This window comes from Spirosoma soli, assembly GCF_042684525.1.
Taxonomy (GTDB): domain Bacteria; phylum Bacteroidota; class Bacteroidia; order Cytophagales; family Spirosomataceae; genus Spirosoma; species Spirosoma soli.
The window spans coordinates 242814-263930 of record NZ_JBHULN010000006.1 but is presented as its reverse complement, the minus strand read 5'-3'; the positions used below and the strand labels follow the sequence as shown (position 1 = coordinate 263930).

The following is a 21117-nucleotide window of genomic DNA, read 5'->3' as shown; positions in this document are numbered from 1 at the left end:
CATTGTTGTATAATGAGGTCAACAATTACACCGTGAAGCTATCCGATTCGAGATACGCTTTGATTAAGGCCATCTCCCCTTCTTTACCCGGCTGCGATTTGCCGTGCTCCATACCAAATACAAACTCCTTGTTTTCGGCCTTCGCCTTCTTGTGAATGTGCTTGAACACATTCTTGTAATTTATCTCACCCGTGGTGGGCTCATTACGTCCAGGGTTATCGCCAATCTGAAAATAAGCAATTTCATTCCAGGCCCAGTTGATGTGCGGAATGATGTGCCCTTCGTTCTTCTGCATATGGTAGATGTCGAAGAGAATCTTACACGAGGGACTGTTGACGGCCCGGCAGATTTCGTAGGTTTGATCGGACGTGCGTAGAAACAGGTTGGGCGTATCGCTGAGCGGTTCCAGCACCATCACAATCCCGGCGGGTGCCAGAATGTCGGCTCCCCGACGTAACGCATCAATTACGTGTCCCGTTTGAATACCGATGGGAAGATTACGCTCAAAATCGCCCGGAACAACGGTCGTCCACTTGGCATTGACTCGCTTTGCCGTTTCAACCGCTCTCCGGCAACCATTCAGGAATATGTCAACGTATTCGGGTTTACCAGCCGCCAGCGAATTCTGCGAGTTGCCGCCCTTATCGAGCACGAACACACCCATCGTCATACCGAGCCGTTCCATTTCTTTGCCCATTTTCTCCTGCAAAGCCGGATCGCGACCCATCATGCCGTTGTCTTCCATGGCGGTGAAACCCACATCAGCCATGTATTTAATCTGGTCGATCGGATCTTTACCGGCACTGTTCTCAAACATACCGATGTGCGGGGCATATTTGAGTTTGAAGTTATTTTTGGCCAGGGTAGTGGGTTGCGAATGCCAGTTACCAGCTACGGCCTCGCCCGAGATGGCAGCTCCAGCAAGCCCTACTGATGATTTTACAAAATTACGCCGTTGCATATGTGTAGTTTAAGGGGAGATCTGAACCGCTTGTGCGGTTCAGACATTTATTTTTTCTTTAAGCTTGCTAGGTATTCGACCAGGTTTACCAAATCTTCGGTACTCATGACATCCTGTAAGCCTGTTGGCATCATGGAGGAGTCCATTTTTTTCATCGAGACTACGTCCGACATTTTGTAGTTCTGCACCACACCGCCGGGAAACTTCATTTGCAGATCGGTCTCGGTTTTGCTCGATACTATTCCGGCCATTGTGCTGCCATCCTTGAATTTCACTTCCCAGCCTTCGTAACCGAAGCTGATACCGGCATCGGGGTGCAGAATAGCCAGATACTGCCCTTCTTTTGGCAGTTTCGAACCAATCTCGGAGAGTTTAGGCCCGAAGTCCATGCCTTCGCCGTTGATCTGATGACAGGTAGAACAGTTGGTCTTGAAGATGGTAACACCTTTACCAGCATCGCCATTCATAGCTAACAACTCATTCATGGCAGGCAGTTTTTTGCTACTAGCCGTAGATCCGCCATCTAGGTAACTGGCGGCCTCCTGACGAACTTTCTTGCGCCAGGCGCCACTAACCCCCTGCACAGCCGCTGCTTTGTATTCGCCTTTAATATCGCCCGATTTCAATAACGCCAGCACGACATCTTCACCATCCATGCTCCCACCCAGCGAACGGGTGGCTTCCCGACGTAGTGCGGTTGGCTTTTTCTCATCCAGAGCCACTGCTTTCAGCATATCAATCGACTCTTTTGTGCCTACCCGACGAAGCGCCAGCACCATGCTGGTAGCCGCTTCGGGATCGTTGCCGTTAATCGCTTCCCAGGCTAATGGAGCTCCTTTTTGCTTAAGCAGTTGCTTGGCAGCATCCCGGCCCATACCGTCCATCGCTTTCTGAATAGCTAGTTGCTTCAACCGGGCATTTTCAGAAGCGGGCTCATAGCGACTCACGAGTTCAACGTATTCCTGAGTTCCGTACACATCGTTCATCAACTTGTTCAAGGCGCTGACCGCGACTGGCGAATTCTTTACAAACTCAGGGTCAAGGTGCCGCAAAGCGAGTTTAGTTACGTCTGATGATCCATTGTTTGCCTGGAGGATTTCAAGTAAAGCTTTTGACTTCTCGGTACCTCCGGGATTGAAATCGAAAGCCCGATAGTACCGCAGCCGTTGTTGCAGATCAACGCTTCCATCTCCTGCCAGCTTAGCTAACATAGGTACAGACTCCTTCGTGCGAGCACGCCACACAATATCACGTCCTCCGGCATTGGCAATCGGATCGCCGTTCATTTGTTTTATCCAGGCAGTATAGTAGCTATCCCAGTTACCCTCTGCGCCGATACCCAAAGCCTCCAGATACCAACGGTCACTACCGTCGTGCTTGCTGGCCAACTGCGCCCAAAGGGCCGGAGCGTCTGGGGAGGTGCTGCCTCGTAAGGCAATGGCGCACTCTCGACGTACCTGTGCATCGCTGTCGTTGACTAACTGTTTTACAGCGGCCAGCCCCTGGTCTTTACCTAGCTGACGAGCCGCCCGGAGCGCCGTAATGCGCAGATCAGGGTTCGTGCTCTTCAGGGCCGTTTCGATGTGTTTAGCCCCCTTATCCAGCTTACTCAGTAGCCAGAGCGCCCGAGCCTGCATACGAGGGTTGTCTGAGCTTTTGTACAGTTTAGCTAATGGTTTTTCGGCCTTGTTGCCCATCTCCCGCAGTTTCTGCCAACCAGCATAGCGAATGGCCATGTTCGGGCTTTGCAACGCTTCGATAGCCCCCTCAGTTGTCGTTACATCTACTTTAGGCATCGTGTAAGGCGAGTTAGGCGGAGCTACCCGGTATACACGGCCCCGGTTCTGATCACCAGCCTGGTGGCCACCCACGCCGGGGTCATACCAATCGGCAATGATAAGTGAGCCATCTGGCGCTATGCAAACGTCGGCGGGCCGAAACCACTGGTCACGTGCTCCTTCCAATACATTGGCGATCTGCGCTTTATAACCTGCACCCTCTTTCTGTACTGGATACGACCGCACTACGTTCGGCCCAGCGTCGCAGTGAATGACCTGGCCCTGGAACTGCTGAGGCAGCAATTTACCTTCATATACAATGATGCCCGTTGGCGAGCCAGCTCCGGTTTGGAGTAAGTTCGGGACAACACCCGGGTCGTTGAGGTGCCAGTGACGACGGGGAATTTCGGGCTCAATATTTTCCCGGTTAGCCTGCCAGCCAGCACCGGTCAACTCGTCGGTATAGCCGTAGTTGCCATACTCCATAACGTAGTTGATCCGGACGCCTTTGTTGCCGTCGTCGTCGTTGTCTGACTGCCAAAGTGTGCCGTAAGAATCGACGGCCACTTCGTAGTTATTGCGGAAATTCTGCCCTAATAACTCAACATTCTTGCCATCGGGATCGCAACGGAATACCATACCCTGCTTGAAGTTTTGCTTATTGATGGGCTTTCCCGTAGCAACATCAACGACAGGATTCCGGTCTTTATCGAGCAACTGGCCACCTTCGTTGCCAAAATTAAAATACCATTTGCCATCTGGCCCAAACACAAACGTGTGCATGCCATGGTCATGCTGCTCTCCACCAATACCCGTAAACAAAAGCTCTTTCTTATCGGCTTTATCATCGCCGTTTTCGTCGGTCAGCACCCATACGTTCGGGCTATCGGAAACAATCACCTTGTTGCCCTGCACCCAGATACCCAGCGGTGATTCAATATCGGGTCCCTGATAAAACACCTTTGTGTTATCGGCCTTTCCGTCGCCGTTCTGATCTTCCAGAATTACAATGCGATCACCTTCTTTGCGAGTTGGGTTACCATTTACCGCTGGTCGGTAGTTATACGCTTCGCAAACCCACACCCGGCCTTTAGCATCGACATCAATATCTGTCGGGTTTGTGAGCATCGGTTCAGCCGCGAACAAGGTTGCTTCCAGACCCGGTGCTACGTTAAGACTACCGACAGCGTATTTGGGATCGTGTTTATCGTCGTCGTTAAGCCGGGCAAACAGACTCGTCAAGTAGCCCTCTGAAGCAGCATTAAGGTTACGATTCTGATAAGCGCCAATAAAGGCGCCACCAATCAGCAGACCAGCTGCAGCAAGAGCTATGGTTCGCTCAGAGCTGGTGAACAGTCCAGGTATTCGAAAGAATTTCATAGGAAAGAGCGGAAAATAAACCGGTTGTACTATAACACGTAAATGTAGTGATAAACTGTGCTAGATAGACTCCATTGGTGATAAATCTATCCGTCGTTTTACAGCAAACTCATCATTGGTTTACCTATAATCGGCCAATAAACTCTTCCGAAAGTAATTCCTTAGCAAGGAAACTAGCAGTCATATATTACTACTTTTTTTTACATTTTATTTATTTTTTACTACAACATACAGGTCTGAGTCTTCCTAAAAGCGCCAATAAATCCTGAAAAAATAGAGACCGTTTCCTAATTAATCTATAGTTATTAAAGACTAAATGGGCCTTTCAGCAGTTAGTATGCTGAGGTGTTTAACTAATTAACCTTAAAATATTCGACTTATGAAAAAGGTAGTAATGTTAGGAGCGTTCTTTATGGCAGTAGCTACGTTTAGCGCCAACGCTCAAACAACCAATTCAGGTAGCACAGGTTCAGGTAGTACGGGTACAACTGGCTCGGGTACGCAAAGTGGTACTAGCGGCTCAAGCTCTCAAGGAACAACTGGTTCAGGTACAACGACGGGATCAGGTACAACTGGCTCGGGCACGACCGGATCTGGTTCGACCTACGGTACCCAAGGTGGCACGACGGGATCGGGTACCACTGGCTCAGGTACAACTACAGGATCAGGCACAACTGGCTCGGGTACAACTACAGGGTCAGGCACAACTGGCTCGGGTTCGACTTACGGTACCCAAGGTTCATCAGGATCGAGCAATACGGGTTCAGGTACGACCGGCACAGGCTCTGGCACGTATGGCACCAGCGGTTCTAGCTCAACGGGCACCGGTACAGGCAGCACCTCTGGCTCATACGGTACAGGAAGCACAACTAGTGGTAGCACAAGTGGCACAACAACGGGCGGTCGCCGAGGCAATCGTAACCGCAACAATAGCAGCAGTGGTAGCAGCACAACGACTACGCCACCACGTAAGTAATCATCACTATTAGCTAAGGAATGGGCAGATGATTTATAAACCATCTGCCCATTCCTTAGCTAATAATAACTATGCATTCCTCCACAACCACACTTTACCTGTCAAATGTGGAGTTAATTAATCGTTTATCTATCTGACTCAAGTTCGCCGGCTGGCTCTGCCGGCCGGACGACTTCTTCCGATTGCAGTTGTAAGTCCTGGTACCAGAATCCCGTATCCCAGGCGTCTTCATCGGCTTCGTCCCCATGGCAATCGGAACCGCCCGAAGGCGTGTATGTTCGCCGGACGATTTGGCCTTTGTCGAACAATATAGGACTTGAGAAAATAGGACCGTCGTAGACGAACGTGTGATACTCGCCGTTTTCGCCACAAGGGTCAACCGACTTGGGTAAATCCTTCAGCAAGTCCAGATCTAACTCACGCCCCACAAACTCTGAGTCAAGCTGCTTTTCATTGACGCAAACCAGTACGGCCCGGAAACCAAGGTCTACAAATTCGTGTATAAGTTCGGTTGAGTTACGCTGCCAGATGGGGAAAACACCACTCAAACCTACTTGTTCTAACTCACGCACCCGATAAGCCCGAAGATCTTCGAGAAAGATATCACCGAAGATCGCCTGCGTGACACCTTGCTTCCGAAGTACGGCATATGCTTCCTGCATACGGGCATTATAGACTTCCATGGACACATCACCGGGTAATTTTAACTCCTGTAACGGTAGCCGGAGCCGGTTCGCCTGAGCAGCCAATAGTTCTGTACGAACACCATGCATGCTCACACGCTGGTGCTGTTCATTGACCGTAGTCAACAAACCTGTTACGTCCCACAAGCCAGAACGTAATGCGTGGTAAAGGGCGAGAGCAGAATCTTTGCCCCCACTCCAGCTCATGATCGCCTTTGGCTTGCTCATCGGAAGTAGAAGCCAGATGGGGCAATCTCCGCCCCTATGGAGTCGATCAAGGCGCCTGTGTCTTCGTAGCGGAGTACATACCCAGCCTGCGTCAACGACGGAACCACACTCCCATAAATTCGTCGGGTTCGTGGGTCAACGCCCAGCGCATTGAACGAACGAGCAGCAAACACCCGGCCAATTGAGGTGGTAGAATTAGTCAATATGGCATACGTCCGGCCACTCATGGTATAATAGAATGTACGTCGGTCGGCACCAAGCATTACCGAGCCAGGAACTTCGGGAAAGGTCAGCCGTTTTTCGATGGCACGACTGGTTGGGTTAAACTGGACTAAGTCGCGTCCGGTCTGAATCCATAATCGACCGTCGGCATCGAGCGCAATCGGCTCCGGCGTTGAGCCAAAGTCAATTCGCTCCTTCACTTCGTCCGTATCCAGATTAATGACTAACAACGTATTATCGCCACTTGAAGGAGTGCTGCCCGCAAACACCTCGCTGCCTACCACAACCATCCGCTCGACGCCCTTTATAGCTGGAATTTTCTTCACGGCCGTTCGCGAAGCCGTATTAACGAGTAAAATATAACCTGGCTTTAGGAATGAATTTGTTGCATTACCCGTAGTGTCCCAACAGCTCACGTACGCTTTATTAAACCCTACATTAACTACCCGACGTGGATTTTCGATTTCGGGGCTAGCCAGCGTAGTCATCGATTTAAACGTTTCGACCTCTACAATCTCGACCCTATCTTCACCAACGGCGTTATTGTCGACCAGCACTAAGCCTTTACCGTCGACTTCGGTATAGTCTTGCACTTTACCGGCTAAGGCACGGGCATTGGTCGTATTAAAAATGTCGAGGCTAGGCGTTGCTGAAGTACGGGATAAAAATGAAATCGTACCGTTTTTATCGGCGATGTTGCCAGAATTAATGATAAAGGCTCCGGATTCGTAAGGCGTTGGTTCGGCTTCAGGAGATTTACAATTCCACATAGCCATCACCAGCATTCCGCCCAGGAGCCACTTACTCCGTTGGTTTTTCATCGAGTGACAATACATAAAAGGACAAGCAGCACAAAGGTATCATCCATTCCCATTCAACCTCATACAAATTCTACCCCTCTAGGCGGCAACCTTCACGGGCATCGGTATGCCGCTAACCATCAGCGTTACAGCATCGGCCTGACCAGCTACATACTGATTCGCCCAACCCTGCAAGTCGGTAAACGCACGTCCTACGGCGGTTTCAGCATGAACACCCATACCTATTTCGTTGGTTACGATGATAAATTTGCCCGGCATAGCCAACAACGCATCAATCTCCCGTTTGAACAGACTAAGCGACTGATCTATGTCTTGCTTTGTATCCATGAAAAAGTTGGTCAGCCAAAGCGTTACACAATCAATCATAACAACCTGATTCGTTAACGGCAATTGGCTAACATAGCGCTGTTCTTCAAATATGGTCCATTCTGGCCCACGATCTTGCTGGTGGCGCGATACCCGGTCGGCGAACTCCTCGTCCCAGACCCGGGCCGTTGCTACATAAATAGGGCTTTCGCTCCACTGGCGGGTTAGCTGCTGCGCGAACCGACTTTTGCCACTACGCGCTCCGCCGGTAATCAGATGCAAATACGCTTGACGAAGGGCCATATAGCGTTTGAACTTTAGATTGCAAAGATACCGGAACGGCAAATACATCAGGGTGGAAACAAGCCGCCAGCAGTTCAATGCCATCTACCAACGTAGCGGCCGACGGTTGCGTAAACAGATCATAGTCGGCAACGTAAACCGCTTTATCCGCTACGGCCCGCAACTCCTGCCAACCGGGCTGCTGCTCAAGTAATGACAACTCTTGCAAGGTTCGTTCGGTAGTAAAGCCACAGGGTGCAATGACCAGCACTTCGGGGTCGTACCGACGAACCTTCTCCCAGGTTGTCACGATGCTATCGCCCGATGGATTGCTGAGCATGTCGATTCCACCAGCATAGGCAATTTGATGCGGAATCCAGTGGCCGCAATTATAAATCGGCGCCATCCATTCCATAACCATCACCCGTTTAGGTAGTACGCGACTCTCCCGCAGTTTGTCGATCACGGCGTCAATCCGGTCGCGTAACTTCTGTAAATACGAATACGCGGCTTCTTCACGACCCAGCGCCGACGCAATCGCCACGGCCGTATCGAATACGTCGGTCAGGCTTTGGGGCGTTAAGGGAACAACATGGGGCTGCTTAGGTAAGCGGTCGAGAACGGCCTGCGTGCATTTGGTATCAATCTGACAAACCTCGCACACGTCCTGCGTGAAGATGACATCCGGCAGAATCTGATGTAAGGCGTCTTCTTCGACATAATACAGACTGCGCCCTTCGGCTTTGGAGGCCGAGAAGATTCGGTCGATTTCTTCACTGCTGTAGTCATGGCCTTCCAGCACACACCGAACCAGAATTTCTTTTTCAGCACGGGCTACTTCAGGGCATTCAAACGTGACACCATGTAGCAAATCCTGTAGGCCCATATCATACACCATCTGAGTAGCAGCTGGGAGAAACGAACAAGCTTTCATACTAGAGTAGGTTTTACGCCTAATCTACCCCCAACCCCCTACAAGGGGCTAAACTCCGTTAGTCCCAGCTTGGGCAGCGTTTAGCCCCTTGTAGGGGGCGGGGGTAGTCAGGGTTAAAAATACTTATTAGGCCACCGCCAGCTTTGGGTAACGTGCTTGCAGCCACTCGAATCCACCGAACAGGACGGCACTGTAGACTAACGTACCGGCCAGAAAATTACGCATGTACGGAATGCCCTGTGTAATGCACTGCAACCACCCGGCAAAGTTGCGGCTTAATGGCAATTGAGTACGTAGGTCGGTGCCGCCAACGAGCCAGACGCTCGTGTCGGCCAGCAGCCAGTGAGACAGTGAAGCGACCAAGGCAGCAACCAGTACGTTCTTAACCGACACTTTCCGCAACAGCACCTGGCCATACCAGACGATGAGCGCGAAGATGCCGTAAATCCAGTACCATCCGTCGTACATGATGCCGAACTGCCCATTAAGCAGTCCAACATTGATGATAAGATCACTGATCCACAAGGTCAGCAACGGCAAGCCGAACGCTTTCCAACGGTTCGAGAAATAAGCACCACCGAACAGAGCCATCGCTCCCAACGGGGTAAAGTGAGATAGGGCTGACATTTCGGCCATGCCAGTAATCCGGAAGGCAGCTGTTAGTCCAATGAACAGTAGCAACACAACAGAACGGGGATTAATCGATTGTTTCATAGCACAAAGTAAACATTACCAGGTAAATCGTACGCCTACCGTAGCGTTACGGCCACGAGTATTATAACCGTATATATCGTAATACGTTGTATTAAAGAGATTGCGGGCGTCGGCATATATGCGCAGGCGATCATTAACTTTTGCTTCGGCATAGATGTCAACGGTCGTATACCCCGCCAGCGTTACGGTTGGAGTAGCGCTACCGAAAGAAAGATCCGTACGGTTACCGATCGATCGGATGGCTGCTGTCACCAATATATTGGGCGTGAACTGATAACCGGCGCTAAGATTCACCTGCGCTTTCGGACGCCGGAACAGGTTGTTGTACGTCGTATCACGGCCTTCCACCTGCGTTGTGATTGCCCCATTGAGCAGGGTGAGATTACCAGTCAACAGTAACCGGCTAACCTGCGCCTGGGCTTCGATTTCCCAGCCACGATCATGTTGACGATCGAAGTTTATATAGCGACCGTATGGATCGGTGTTCAACGATTGAAAGAAAATAGCATTCCTGATGTTCCGGTCGAAGTATACGACGCGTAGCCAGGCGTTCCGGCTTTTGGTAAAGAATTGCACGCCCGCTTCGGTAGATTGACTTTGCTCGGGACGTAATGTTTTGTTGCCGTACGGCGAAAAGAGCTGATACAGCGTTGGCGCCCGGAAACCCGATGATAAATTCACAAACACTTTGATCTGGTCAGACACCAGGTAAGACGGGTTGAAGGTATAGGTAAAGACGTTTCCGTACAACGAGTTTCGGTTGTAACGACCGCCTACTTCTACTGATAGCCCTTTGTAGGGCGTAATAATACCGGTCGCATAAACACCGAGTTGGCCGATGCGTGCGGTATCGGCACCAATTGGCGGTGACTCATACAGGCCATACGAACTGATCGATTGATAAATCTGATCGGTGTTACTGAATCGGTAGTCGACCCCGGTCAGCAGTTCGCCCCAGTTGCCCATCTTCAGCGAGTGATACGCTTCGGCGAAGTGCGCTAATCCACCATATTTCTGACACGAGTATTTATCAAACGCCCCCGGCCCCACGAATGTCGAGTCATTCGTGTACGTACGACGGCTATCGCCAAGCCCATAATTGACGACTAAGCGCCCGTGTGGATACCGGTATTCGAATCCAGTGGCAACTTGCTTGAACTGGTTGCGGTACAAGAAGTCTTTTTCGTCCATGAACGCCCCGGCATCCAGGTCAGTCGTGTATGCGGTTGTTATTCCGCGCAGTTTCCAGATTAACCGGGGGGTTATCTGAAGAGTTAAGTTGGCCAGCAGCGCGTTTTGCTGGTAGCTGTTATTGCCAAACCCTTGCTGCCCGGTCGTATCGGTCGCGGCCGAAAAGCCTTCCGATGATTGCCGGGTATACTGCACATTGTATGATAACTTTTCGGTTTGGCCACTGACGGCTACGGTTCCGCGGAAGGTTTGGTACGTTCCATAATTGAGCGAAGCCGTTACACCAAGCGGTTTAGTGCCTTTGGCTTTTCGGGTGAAGATATTAATTACCCCCGCCACCGCGTCGGAGCCGTACGCCGTTGACTGAGCTCCCCGCAGGATCTCGATACGGTCGCATTCCCCTACCGTCAGTAGGTTCAAGTCAAAGGTATTAGCCGAACCCGACGGGTCGTAAACAGGGATGCCATCCAGCAAAATCAGTGTATTACCCGCCGAGGCACCGCGCAGATAAATATCAGGGTTGGTACCTAGTGGGCCATTTGCCCCAACGATTTGCAGACCCGCCTGCCGTGACAATAACTCACTGACCGATTGCGTGGCATAACGTTGTAAGACTGAATCAGGTAAGACGGTGACGACCTTACCCGTTTGAGAAAGTTTTTGCTCGACTTTATTCGCCGTAACGGTGACCGCGTCTAACTGAACGGATCGCGAAGTAGATTGAGTTGGGTTGTCCTGCGCCAACGCGGGCAGACAGAGGGTGGCCAGAAAGGCCGAAAGCAATGTAGTTGTCTTGCTCATCATTAATCAGGTTGATTAAGTAATGAGCCATCGGAAAGAGAAATAAAAGATAGACCGGGCCGTTACCCGTCAATGACCAATCGATCGGTCACGCTAATCAACTGAAAAACGTCTTTCATTCCCGGCTTTTTTCCCGAAAGCTCGATCATGAATCCGTTTGAGGCAGGTCTTCTGGCTTGTTCTACCGGCAACGCCTTCCCGCTGGGTGGCAGTGGCTTTATGGTTGTCGGCTGGTAATAGAACTTACAGCTACGGGAATAGCCCCGGATTTGCACCGGTGTTCCCTTTTAATTACCCTCTCAAAAAGGGCAAACCTTAAACGTAGCGCAAAGGTAGAGTATTCCGTTTAATTTCGTTAGCGGATTTTTTAAACACAGAGGAACAGAGGTAAGGCACAGAGTACACGGAGTTTTTCTTTGTTCACTCTGTGCTATCTCTGTTCTCTCCGTGTTTAGAAGAATCACATAAGATCTTGTAATTTTATTGCAAAACCGGGCAGCACATCTTCGCCACTCAGCTCCTCTGTAAAGCTTTTTGTGATGGGGTTTCCTTCGGTATGATAGATAATCGTTTGCTGACCAAATGGGTCAACTAACCAGGCTAGCCGTACGCCATTCTGAAGGTACTTTTCCATCTTTTTCTTAAGATGCACCAGGTCATCAGACTCCGAGGCTAGCTCAATCACAAAATCAGGACAGACGTGGGCGAACTTCTTTAGGTCCTCCGGCGACACCGTTGCCAGTCGTTCATGACTGATCCAGGCCACATCGGGTGCCCGCATCGACGAATCGGGTAGTGTGTATCCGCCGTTCGAGTCAGACACTCGCCCTAGCTTAGTTTGGCGATTCCACATGTAAGTCTCTGCAATCAGAGCAGAATTCTTAAAACTAGTTTCTATTCCGGTGGGCATGTTTATAAAAATCTGGCCGTTCTCATCGCGCTCGATGCGCAGCTTAGGATTCATCTGACAGAACGCAAAGAGTTCGTCGTCCGAAAAGCGACCATCTTGAACCGGCAGATTAATGGGCAGTATCATATAGCTTATCGTTGCTTACTCAATAATAACAAAAATTTTGCTTGAACCGCTTGGGTTTAAACACAGAGGAACAGAGGTAAGGCACAGAGTACACGGAGTTTTTCTTTGTTCACTCTGTGCTATCTCTGTTCTCTCCGTGTTTAAGAAATTAAAACCCTTCCGCTTTAATCTCCTTTTCCGTGATTACGCCGTACTTTTTGACCTTTTCCCGAATCGTTTCGGCCTTGCCGATCAAGACGAATTGCAGGTTGTTCTTCGGAAAGTATTTATCGATGATCTCGCGGGTTTTGGCTACCGTTAGCCCGTCTACGTTCTTCTGGAAGCTGTTGATAAACGACTCATCGAAGCCCAGACTAAACATATCCGTTAGCAGATTTGCCAGCGAACTAGCCGACTCATAATTCGGAGGAAAATCGCCTTTGACGTAGTTTTTAGCCGAACTTAATGTCTTTTCGTCAATGCCAGTGCGGTGTAAACTGTCAAGTACATGCAACGCCAGGTCGATGGCCTGCGTTGTTGTACTCACCTTTGTAAACGTCGAGATGGCAAAGGTGCCACTGTTTCGGTACGTTCCAAAACGGCTGTTTGCTCCATACGTCAGGCCCGAGTTTACGCGCAGGGCATCGTTGAGCCAGGACGTAAAGCGACCACCCAGAATGGTGTTTACGACCACTACCGGAATGTAATCGGGGTTATTCTGGGTGATACCCTTACCCCCAATCAAAAACGTGGTTTCGCGGGCATCGTCTTTGTTGACTAACAGCACTCGATTCTTGTCGAACGAGAATGCAGGCTCAGCCAGTTTAGGTGAGGTAGCAGCCGCCGTTTTCCAATTGCCGAATAGGTTGGTGATCCGCTTTTTCATGTCGGCCATATTGAAGTCGCCCACAATGGCAATGGCAGCGCGGTCCGTCGTGTAATTCTTCTGATAAAACTGGCGTACATCGTTAGCCGTAATAGCCGATACGGCCGTTGGTGTACCCGTAACGGGATTGGCATAAGGATGGTTATCGAACACAAACCGATTGAAATACGAGTTGACCACAGCTCTTGGGCTTTCTTTCTGCTGCGTCAGTTGAAGAAGTTGCCGCTGCTTGTACTTGTCAAACTCAGCCTGATCGAACGTCGGCTTCGTAACAACATCCTGGATGATGTCGAACAGCAACTCCTGGTCTTTCACAGCGAATGAAGCCGAAAGCTTAGCCACTTCTTTACCCGCGTATGTATCAACGCTGGCTCCGACGTATTCTGCTTTTTCTTCCAGCTGCGCTTTGGTGTATTTTGAGCTGCCGAACAACAGCGCATCGGCGGTCATGTTGGCTAGTCCATAGCGATTACCATCCTGCACAGCGCCCGCGTCGAACACCATCGATACGTTGATCAATGGCACTTCACGTTGTTCCATCAGATAGACAGTCAGACCATTCTTGAGTTTGAACTTCTGATAAGGCGGCACTTTAAACGTTTGCGCCAACGAGACGCCCGTTACGAAGAGGGCTAGTATGATAGTAAGTGTCTGTTTCATATGTTTTTAAACACAGAGATGATAGAGGAAGACACAGAAACCACCAAGTGGCTCTGTTACCTCTATGCGTTCTCTAATACCTTTGTGTTTGTATAATTTTTTAGTTTGAGGTTCCAGCATTCTTTTTTGGTTCGGGTAATAGGTACCCAACCGTGCGATTCCGGGCAGTGAGGTAGGTTTTAGCCACACGCTGTACGTCTTCTTTGGTGACTTTCTCGTATAGCGCCGGCGCTTCGTAGAGTTTTTTATAATCACCGAAGAACAGCTCGTATGTCCCCAACGAGTTGGCTTTACCATTGATGGTTTCCATCGTCCGGTAGAACTCCATGAGCTTCTGGTTTTTTAGTTTCTGTAGTTCAACGTCAGTAATACCTTTATTGGCAACTTCATCTAATTGATGCAGCACCGACCGTTCCAGCTGTTCAGCCGAAATGTTATTGGCCGCAATGGCATAGACATAAAACAGGTTCGGGTCAAACGACTCACCAAAGTTGGTAAACGCCCGCGACGCAATCGTCGAATCGAGCACGAGCGACTTCACCAGCCGCGATGAATTACCACCACTTAGAACCCCACTCAACAAATCAAGTGCGTAGTAATCAGCATGGCGGGTAGCGGGCGTATGATAAGCCATCAGAATATTGGGAGTTGCTACGTCTTTATAAGTCGTTACGCGTCGTTCGCCGTTTTGGGGTGGCTCAACGGTGCGCAGACTGTCGGGTAACTTCTGCGCCGGAATTGGCTCGATGTATTGCTCGGCCAGCTTCTTTACCTGAGCGGCCGTTACGTCACCAACAACCACGGCTACAGCGTTATTGGGCGAATAGTATGTCTTGAAATACCGCTCCAGATCAGCCTGCGACCATTTTTTGATGTCTGACTCAAACCCGATGACCGGAAACATATACGGGTGCTCCGTAAAGGCGGTAGCCTTCACCAACTCGCTAATGACCCGGTAATTGCTGTTTTCCAGACCCGTACTGCGTTCTGATAAGACAACACCCCGCTCGCTTTCCACCATTTTAGGGTCGATGGCCAGATCACGAATCCGGTCAGACTCCAGGTCGAAGATGGTTTCGAGCGCTCCGCTCTGAAACCAGTCGGTGTAAACAGTCGTGTTTTCGGTAGTGTAGGCATTGTTCGAGCCCCCGTTGGCTTCCATTACCCGGTCGAACTGCTTAGGGCCGTATTTCTTGGCTCCGTTGAACATCATGTGCTCGAAGAAGTGCGACAGCCCCGTGATGCCATGCACTTCGTTCCGGGCACCGACTTTCCAGAACGTATAGAAGTTTGCGTTGGGAATTGAATGGTCTTCGAGGACCATGAATTTCATACCGTTCTTCAGCGTGAAGGTCTGTACATCTTCCGGCTTGGGTTTGTTCTGCGCTGTTGCCAGGACACCCGCCGAGAGCATAAGTGCGGTCAGAAGTCCAATGTGTTTGTTCATGAGATAATTTTTGGTTGGGATACCCCCTAAAAATAGTGGTACTAAAGCGCATTACAAAAATTGCTTTACCGACAAACGTATTACGTTTGCATTCATAAACTGACTTGACATGAACGCATCTCTGTGGTCGCTGAGCGGCCAACGCGCCCTGGTAACCGGCGGCACTAAAGGCATCGGCGAAGCCATCGTTCGCCAGTTTTTAGACCTCGGCGCGTCGGTATTCATCGTTGCCCGCGATAATGAACTGTTGCAGAGGCAACTAACCGACTACCGCCAGCAGGGCCACACTGTCGATGGTATAGCCGCCGACATCAGCCAACCGGGCGTAGCGGCTCAGATCATCGACGCCGTACGTGCGACTGGGGATAGCCTACACATTCTGGTGAACAACGCAGGCACGAACGTCCGCAAACCCACCGCCGAGTACACGACTGCTGAGTACGACCATGTTTTCAATACCAACCTGCGTTCGGCTTATGAATTGACTCAGGCGGCTTATCCCTTACTGAAAGCATCCGGAAACGCAAAGGTTGTGATGGTATCGTCCGTGTCGGGACTGTCGCACACCAGCAGCGGCTCACTGTACGGCATGACCAAAGCCGCCATGCTGCAACTGACGCGCAATCTCGCTGTCGAGTGGGCAGGCGATGGCATTCGGGTCAATGCTGTAGCCCCCTGGTACATTCAGACCCCATTAGCCTCACCGGTGCTCAACAATCCCGAAAAATTACAGGGAATTTTAAAACGAACCCCCATGAATCGCATTGGCGAGCCTGAAGAAGTAGCCTCAGTCGTATCGTTTCTGTGCATGCCCGCATCGGGTTACGTCACCGGTCAGACAATCGCCGTTGATGGCGGGTTGTTGTCGTGGGCGTATTGATGTAGCCTGGACGGCCACGTCCGAGTAGCCGTCAGGCCAATTAATTACGTCTAATCTACCCGGACGTGGCCGTCCAGGCTACACACCTGCCACCATCGCTTTCATCTTAGTCATGGCCGTTTTTGTGACGGTCAAGGGGTCTTGAGCGTAGTAGCTTTTATTGAAGACTTCGAGGGAAAGTACAATAGGCTTATCGGATCGTTTAATCTGGGCAAGTGTTTCGCGGATTGGCGCGACGCCATCGCCGGGAAAAACGCGGTCTGCATCAACAATCTTCTCACGCGGGAAGTTGGCCGGGTAATCGTTGACATGAAAAATCTCGATAGCGGGTTTGCCAACTAAGGGTAAACTCGCCTGGCTGGTCCCTCCTTTGTAGAGGTGATAAATATCCAGCAGTAAGCGAGCCGATGGATGGCCACTCTCAATAGCCACGAACATCACCTCGCTTAGTTTATTGAGGTTCTTCGAGAATCCCCAAAGCTCCAGTTGTGGCACCACGCCCGTTTTGTCGCTCAGTTCCAGAATGGCTCGATAGCGCTCAGCGACTTTGTACAAATCAACAACAGGACTGTTGGGTGTTTGTGCGCCCACGGGTGGCGTAGCAATGCGTTTGCAGTCAATCTGGGCTAGTAGCTCCATCTCGCGCTGGAGCTGTTCAACGCCTTTGGCGCGGGCGGCTTCATCATCGATAATCCAGGGCGCAAAGCCAATGGCATTCTCCACGCGAATCCCTAAATCGCCTAGCCGTTTTCGTAGATCAGCAATAGTTCCTCCGTTTTTAAGGTATTCCTGTAGCGTATCAATCCAGATTTCAACCGAGTGGAAGCCTCCTTTTGACGCCGTTTCCAGTTCTTTCACCAAACCAAGTTTGTGCCCCCGGATTGTGCTCATATTTAAGCATAGGGTGAACGAAGCAGCGGCCGGGGAAGAGCTAAGCTGTGGTGCAGCTGAGGCAGACGTAATAGACTGTGGTAAAAGAGGTAGGCCGGCCGAGGCAGTCAAGGCTGCCAGCGTCTGGCGACGGGTTACCGATTTGGACATAAACGTGAGACGATCGTGCAGAGTTGGTTTACTGGATGGCGTACGTACGCCATCCAGTAAACCCAAAAAGCGCCTAATCCTACTGTCCTGCCCGCTTTTTATAATAAGGGATCGTCTACCTGCGTATCAAAAACGCCCGTTAGTACCCGCCCCTTACGCTTTACCTGAACCCATACTCGGTAATGACCTGCCCGAGGAAACGCATACGGAAACTCGACCATGTTGTTAATCGCCATGTTGTGATTCATTTGCGGCATAGACGCCATTAACAGCCGATTCTTTTCGGCATCAGGTAAGCTATTTAGCTTAGCCACGTAGGCATCGACACTGTCGCGGAACCGATTCGCATTGGGGTAGTGAAACCGTCGCGACGTATCAGCAATCCGGCTAACTAGCGATTCTTCGGCCGCCATCGAATACGTGCCTACCGGATGCAGGTGAATATAAACCGTCCCATCCGAGCGCAGTATGGCCGCGTGACCACCCATGCCCAGATACGGCTCTAAAGGTGCTGCCTTACCACTTGGGTCCGCCACAGCGAATTTCAGGTTATACAATTTACCCGTTTCCAGCACCTTGCCCGGCTTATCGGTCCAAAGCATCGTTGATCCGTCTTCGAGCTTTACGCTGGCTCCCGGTTTGCCACAAACCACCATGTTGTTATCCAGATGTGGTACGTTCATCGCATCAGTTTTCACTCCCATCGGCTCCGTGACCAGCCAGCTGTCGTCTGGGTCGGAACGCTTAGCAGCCGCGGCTGCTTCTGCCGATATTTTCAAAGCGGGTAAATCGACAGTATCCGTTAGGGTTTCGGTGAAGCCACTTCGGTACACAACATCCGAGTAAATCAGATAACGCCCACCCGGTAGCGATACGGGCAGCTTTGCCTCGTAACGCATCGTATCGCGCCGGTTGGGATGAAGGTGGGCAAAAGCATCCAGACCCGGCATCCGTACCATGAACGTGTGCATTAGCTTGCCGTGGTCGGGCACTATATAACTCAGCATCCGACGTTTGCCCCAGTCCTTTGCAAAGCCAGTGGTATCCATCTGGATTGTCAGTTGCCGCTGGGCATCAACAACGTTTACCGACGAACGAATGGGCATCGGTCGATAGAGCTGCTCATTCTTGTAGTCCTCAGCGGTACTGGTCCACCACGACCGCCAACCCGTCAGCACTAACGCCAGCACAACGGCCCCGACGGCCATGCCCACCAGCCGACGACGGCGAAGCGTTGCTGGTACAGGCTGGCCCGGCGCAACAAGGCCATCGGCATTACTGGCGCCAATAATGGTGATCATCATGACAACCAGCAACAAACCCATCAGGGCCAGACCAATACCCGTTCCTTCGGGCATGGTACGTAAGGCCGTTGCCACCGACACCACGGGTACTACAACGGTTGCCTTACCGTCAGGGCCGTTCAGATCGATCTGTACGCTCGACGAGCCGGATTCCATCAGCCATAAGTCGCCCGCATATCGGCTGGCTTCAACCCGGACCAGTTCATCGTGCGTGGGCGACCCTTCATCGCCCGATCCAAAATAAACCGGGCGAGCGCCGATCTGACTCACGCGCCCCTGCTCAACAAATACTGTTACTTTGGCGGTCCCTGGCACCACATCGGGTGGCTGAACGCTGATTAGAAGCCTGTACTTACCGGTTTGTCGCTGGACAATAACGCCGGAGCTGCCCACATGGGCTTGGGCCACGTGAGCGTATATAATTGCATAAACCAACGAAAAAAGCACGACTAGCCACTTCGTCCTTTGTTTACTAACCTGTTTCATTATCTATCTTTCTGTATTTCGCTGATTAATCACCTTACCACCCGTTTCATCCAGTTCCCCCACAGCAATCCAACCCGGGCCGACAGCGTAGCGTATACTAAGGCTAACCCAAATCCCGTCCAGAAATCAGCAGGCGATTGCGTATGCCAGGGTGAAAATGCGTATCGATATTGCCAGTCAGGTGGGCTGTCGTAACTCCAGGTATACGACAGAAAAAAGCCGTTTCGGGCGTAGGGCGAGGTGAGCAAAAACTCGCTGAACGGCCATTGAACAGCTAACAGCACGAACATGAAGGTCACCGCCAGCAACCCCGCCAGTAGCCAGTCGTTTAGCTTTTTGCCACCGTTGGGGTTATCAAATCGATGCATCAGCCAGTCAAGAACAAAGGCGGGAATGATAAGCAGGAGGGGAAAATGGAACGGCTGATAATGCGTAATTGGGTTAAGTACTGGACCCAACCGCGGGGTAGCCGGAAAAAACTGAAGTATCCAGCTCGGTACAACCAACATCAGCATATGAATACCGGCAATTGCCGTAATCGGCCAGCGCAACAGAGAAGCTCGACCAGCCGCTAACAAAAAGAACGGAAAAATGATAGCGGCTGTAACGTAATACCCGGAGCTATGCGATTCATGATTACCCATCGACTCCGACACCAAGGTAAATAACATGGTTAAGAGCAACCCGGCAGCCGCAGCAAACAGCCACTTCAACAGATTAGCCTTAGGATCGGCTTGCGTCAGGAAGCCCCGATATTTGTTTTGCAACGCCAGTACACTTACCATGGCCCCGAACTGTACGGTCATGATGCCAATCACCAGAATGGTATGAGGTGGAGTCAGAATCTGAACGTCCAGACCATAAGTGTTATGCCACCAGTCATCGAAGGGGGCCGACGTAAGCATAGCCAGCGCTCCCCATACGGAAAACATGGCCCCTAACGGCGCATAAAAAACGCCCCAGAACGGCACGGCGTTAGCTCGGTCGGTGGGATTGTTGGTCAACGTAAGGCGAAGTATCTGATAGGTCGAGAACAAGCCCGCCACCACAGCGCCAACGTAGATAACCATGTGGGGTGGCGCGAAGAGCCCATCCCGCCCAATACTAATGTGCCACATGATGTCCCAAAGCAGACCGATCACGACGCACAATGAAGAAAAAACTACAGCATAAATGTATTTCGGGGTGCCCAACCGCCAGTTGTCAACGTAATTGGCAGACTGCATAGTAGTGAAATGGTTTGAAGGAATTGAAGCAATGTACAAAAGGTTATTTGCGTCTCATCGGACTAGCGTCTGAACAGAAAGAAAAGCTGTCTGAGGTGCTATTTAACAAAACTGTATTGCGGTTGTAGCCTTATTGGTCGTTTGCTGGTTATGTCTATAATAAATCATTTTGAGTAAGTGGGACAATAAGTTAATTGATTTACAGCGTTATTCGCACAGGAATCATCTGTGTTCCATCACTATGCAACTCGTTAAGAAGCTACCCATAAGACATTTCACCATCACAACACCCCTATTCATTGGCTTATTAATGCTGGTGAATTCGTGCATTCCTGATTTTTTAGTCTCTGACCCCGACTGGGTTGTCATTGAGGCCGGCGACCACGAACCGCTCCCCAAACGCAAAGTTGGAATAGTCATTAGCCCCGAAGAGGTTTCGGCAACCGTTACGTTCGACAGCACCTGTATCTACGACATTGGCGCAGTCGACGCTGATGACTGGAACAAAGTAATTGGCTTAGGCTTTGTAGGCTCGCAAAACCAGGACGTAACGACGGGCATACCACCCCACCAAATTGACGGTGCCCGCATCGGCTGGCGCTGGAATCCACAACGGCAACGGATCGACCTGGGAGCCTATGCTTATGTAGAAGGTAAACGAATTGATTTTAAAGTCGCCGAAGCCTTCATTAACGTACCGACGAAGCTAACCATCCGAATCGACTATAATCGGAAGGTATATCAGTTTCTGGGAGCCCAGCAGACTGTGCCGTTTACGCACAATAAGTCGTTTGCTTATAAAACCGGCTTGTATTTTGGCGGCAATCAGCCCGCTCCGCACAAGATTCGGGTTAAGATTGTTGATTAAGTTCTGTTCCTATGTGTTTGAAGTATA

At 50.7% G+C, this 21117-nt stretch carries 17 protein-coding genes and 1 riboswitch; of the genes, 3 read left to right on the top strand and 14 right to left on the bottom strand.

The window, feature by feature from the left end; translation table 11 throughout:
* Nucleotides 1-25 precede the first annotated feature (25 nt).
* The gene (locus tag ACFSUS_RS12320; protein ID WP_381522949.1) at nucleotides 26-961 is read right to left on the bottom strand and encodes a hydroxypyruvate isomerase family protein; all 936 of its coding nucleotides are present in this window, start codon (nucleotides 959-961) and stop codon (nucleotides 26-28) included.
* Nucleotides 962-1008: 47 nt separating this feature from the next.
* Entirely contained in the window at nucleotides 1009-4119 is a 3111-nt protein-coding gene (locus ACFSUS_RS12315; protein ID WP_381522947.1) for a PVC-type heme-binding CxxCH protein, read from the bottom strand.
* Between the two features lie 379 nt (nucleotides 4120-4498).
* Between ACFSUS_RS12315 and ACFSUS_RS12310 the strand changes: the two genes are divergently transcribed.
* Entirely contained in the window at nucleotides 4499-5095 is a 597-nt protein-coding gene (locus ACFSUS_RS12310) for a hypothetical protein (RefSeq protein ID WP_381522944.1), read from the top strand.
* Nucleotides 5096-5220: 125 nt separating this feature from the next.
* On the opposite strand, the gene ACFSUS_RS12305 is transcribed toward ACFSUS_RS12310, so the two are convergent.
* The 9 genes from ACFSUS_RS12305 to ACFSUS_RS12265 all read right to left on the bottom strand — a co-directional run bounded on the left by ACFSUS_RS12305 (nucleotide 5221) and on the right by ACFSUS_RS12265 (nucleotide 15285).
* Nucleotides 5221-6006: a Dph6-related ATP pyrophosphatase gene (locus ACFSUS_RS12305; RefSeq protein WP_381522941.1), complete on the bottom strand. Its 786-nt coding sequence runs from the start codon at nucleotides 6004-6006 to the stop codon at nucleotides 5221-5223.
* The gene (locus ACFSUS_RS12300) at nucleotides 6003-7049 is read right to left on the bottom strand and encodes a YncE family protein (protein WP_381522939.1); all 1047 of its coding nucleotides are present in this window, start codon (nucleotides 7047-7049) and stop codon (nucleotides 6003-6005) included. Before ACFSUS_RS12300 ends, ACFSUS_RS12305 begins: the two co-directional genes overlap by 4 nt.
* Before the next feature lie 78 nt (nucleotides 7050-7127).
* A complete protein-coding gene (gene cobU, locus ACFSUS_RS12295) occupies nucleotides 7128-7658 on the bottom strand; it encodes a bifunctional adenosylcobinamide kinase/adenosylcobinamide-phosphate guanylyltransferase (protein ID WP_381522937.1) in 531 nt (176 codons plus the stop codon).
* Complete coding sequence (locus ACFSUS_RS12290; RefSeq protein WP_381522935.1) at nucleotides 7609-8571, bottom strand: ABC transporter substrate-binding protein; 963 nt, start codon at nucleotides 8569-8571, stop codon at nucleotides 7609-7611. The genes cobU and ACFSUS_RS12290 overlap by 50 nt, the downstream gene beginning before the upstream one ends.
* 126 nt (nucleotides 8572-8697) lie before the next feature.
* Nucleotides 8698-9285 carry a DUF6580 family putative transport protein gene (locus ACFSUS_RS12285; RefSeq protein WP_381522933.1) on the bottom strand — a complete coding sequence of 196 codons (588 nt, stop codon included), beginning with the start codon at nucleotides 9283-9285 and terminating at the stop codon, nucleotides 8698-8700.
* Nucleotides 9286-9300: 15 nt separating this feature from the next.
* Complete coding sequence (locus tag ACFSUS_RS12280; RefSeq protein WP_381522931.1) at nucleotides 9301-11277, bottom strand: TonB-dependent receptor plug domain-containing protein; 1977 nt, start codon at nucleotides 11275-11277, stop codon at nucleotides 9301-9303.
* Between the two features lie 144 nt (nucleotides 11278-11421).
* Nucleotides 11422-11610, bottom strand: a riboswitch (cobalamin riboswitch).
* Nucleotides 11611-11737: 127 nt separating this feature from the next.
* Nucleotides 11738-12313, bottom strand: a complete 576-nt coding sequence (locus tag ACFSUS_RS12275) for a Uma2 family endonuclease (protein WP_381522928.1) — start codon at nucleotides 12311-12313, stop codon at nucleotides 11738-11740.
* 148 nt (nucleotides 12314-12461) lie between these two features.
* On the bottom strand, nucleotides 12462-13838 hold the full coding sequence (locus ACFSUS_RS12270; protein ID WP_381522926.1) for a M16 family metallopeptidase: 1377 nt from the start codon (nucleotides 13836-13838) through the stop codon (nucleotides 12462-12464).
* Between the two features lie 100 nt (nucleotides 13839-13938).
* Nucleotides 13939-15285, bottom strand: a complete 1347-nt coding sequence (locus ACFSUS_RS12265; protein WP_381522923.1) for a M16 family metallopeptidase — start codon at nucleotides 15283-15285, stop codon at nucleotides 13939-13941.
* Nucleotides 15286-15394: 109 nt separating this feature from the next.
* Here ACFSUS_RS12265 and ACFSUS_RS12260 point away from each other — a divergent pair, with 109 nt between their 5' ends.
* Nucleotides 15395-16165 carry an SDR family oxidoreductase gene (locus ACFSUS_RS12260; protein WP_381522920.1) on the top strand — a complete coding sequence of 257 codons (771 nt, stop codon included), beginning with the start codon at nucleotides 15395-15397 and terminating at the stop codon, nucleotides 16163-16165.
* A gap of 78 nt (nucleotides 16166-16243) precedes the next feature.
* On the opposite strand, the gene ACFSUS_RS12255 is transcribed toward ACFSUS_RS12260, so the two are convergent.
* From ACFSUS_RS12255 to ACFSUS_RS12245, 3 genes are all read right to left on the bottom strand, one after another.
* Nucleotides 16244-17206 carry a sugar phosphate isomerase/epimerase family protein gene (locus ACFSUS_RS12255; RefSeq protein WP_381522919.1) on the bottom strand — a complete coding sequence of 321 codons (963 nt, stop codon included), beginning with the start codon at nucleotides 17204-17206 and terminating at the stop codon, nucleotides 16244-16246.
* A 98-nt stretch (nucleotides 17207-17304) separates the two neighbouring features.
* A complete protein-coding gene (locus tag ACFSUS_RS12250; RefSeq protein ID WP_381522917.1) occupies nucleotides 17305-18996 on the bottom strand; it encodes a hypothetical protein in 1692 nt (563 codons plus the stop codon).
* A 29-nt stretch (nucleotides 18997-19025) separates the two neighbouring features.
* Complete coding sequence (locus tag ACFSUS_RS12245; RefSeq protein ID WP_381522915.1) at nucleotides 19026-20222, bottom strand: hypothetical protein; 1197 nt, start codon at nucleotides 20220-20222, stop codon at nucleotides 19026-19028.
* Between the two features lie 241 nt (nucleotides 20223-20463).
* Here ACFSUS_RS12245 and ACFSUS_RS12240 point away from each other — a divergent pair, with 241 nt between their 5' ends.
* Nucleotides 20464-21090: a hypothetical protein gene (locus ACFSUS_RS12240; protein ID WP_381522913.1), complete on the top strand. Its 627-nt coding sequence runs from the start codon at nucleotides 20464-20466 to the stop codon at nucleotides 21088-21090.
* The last annotated feature ends 27 nt before the right edge of the window (nucleotides 21091-21117 follow it).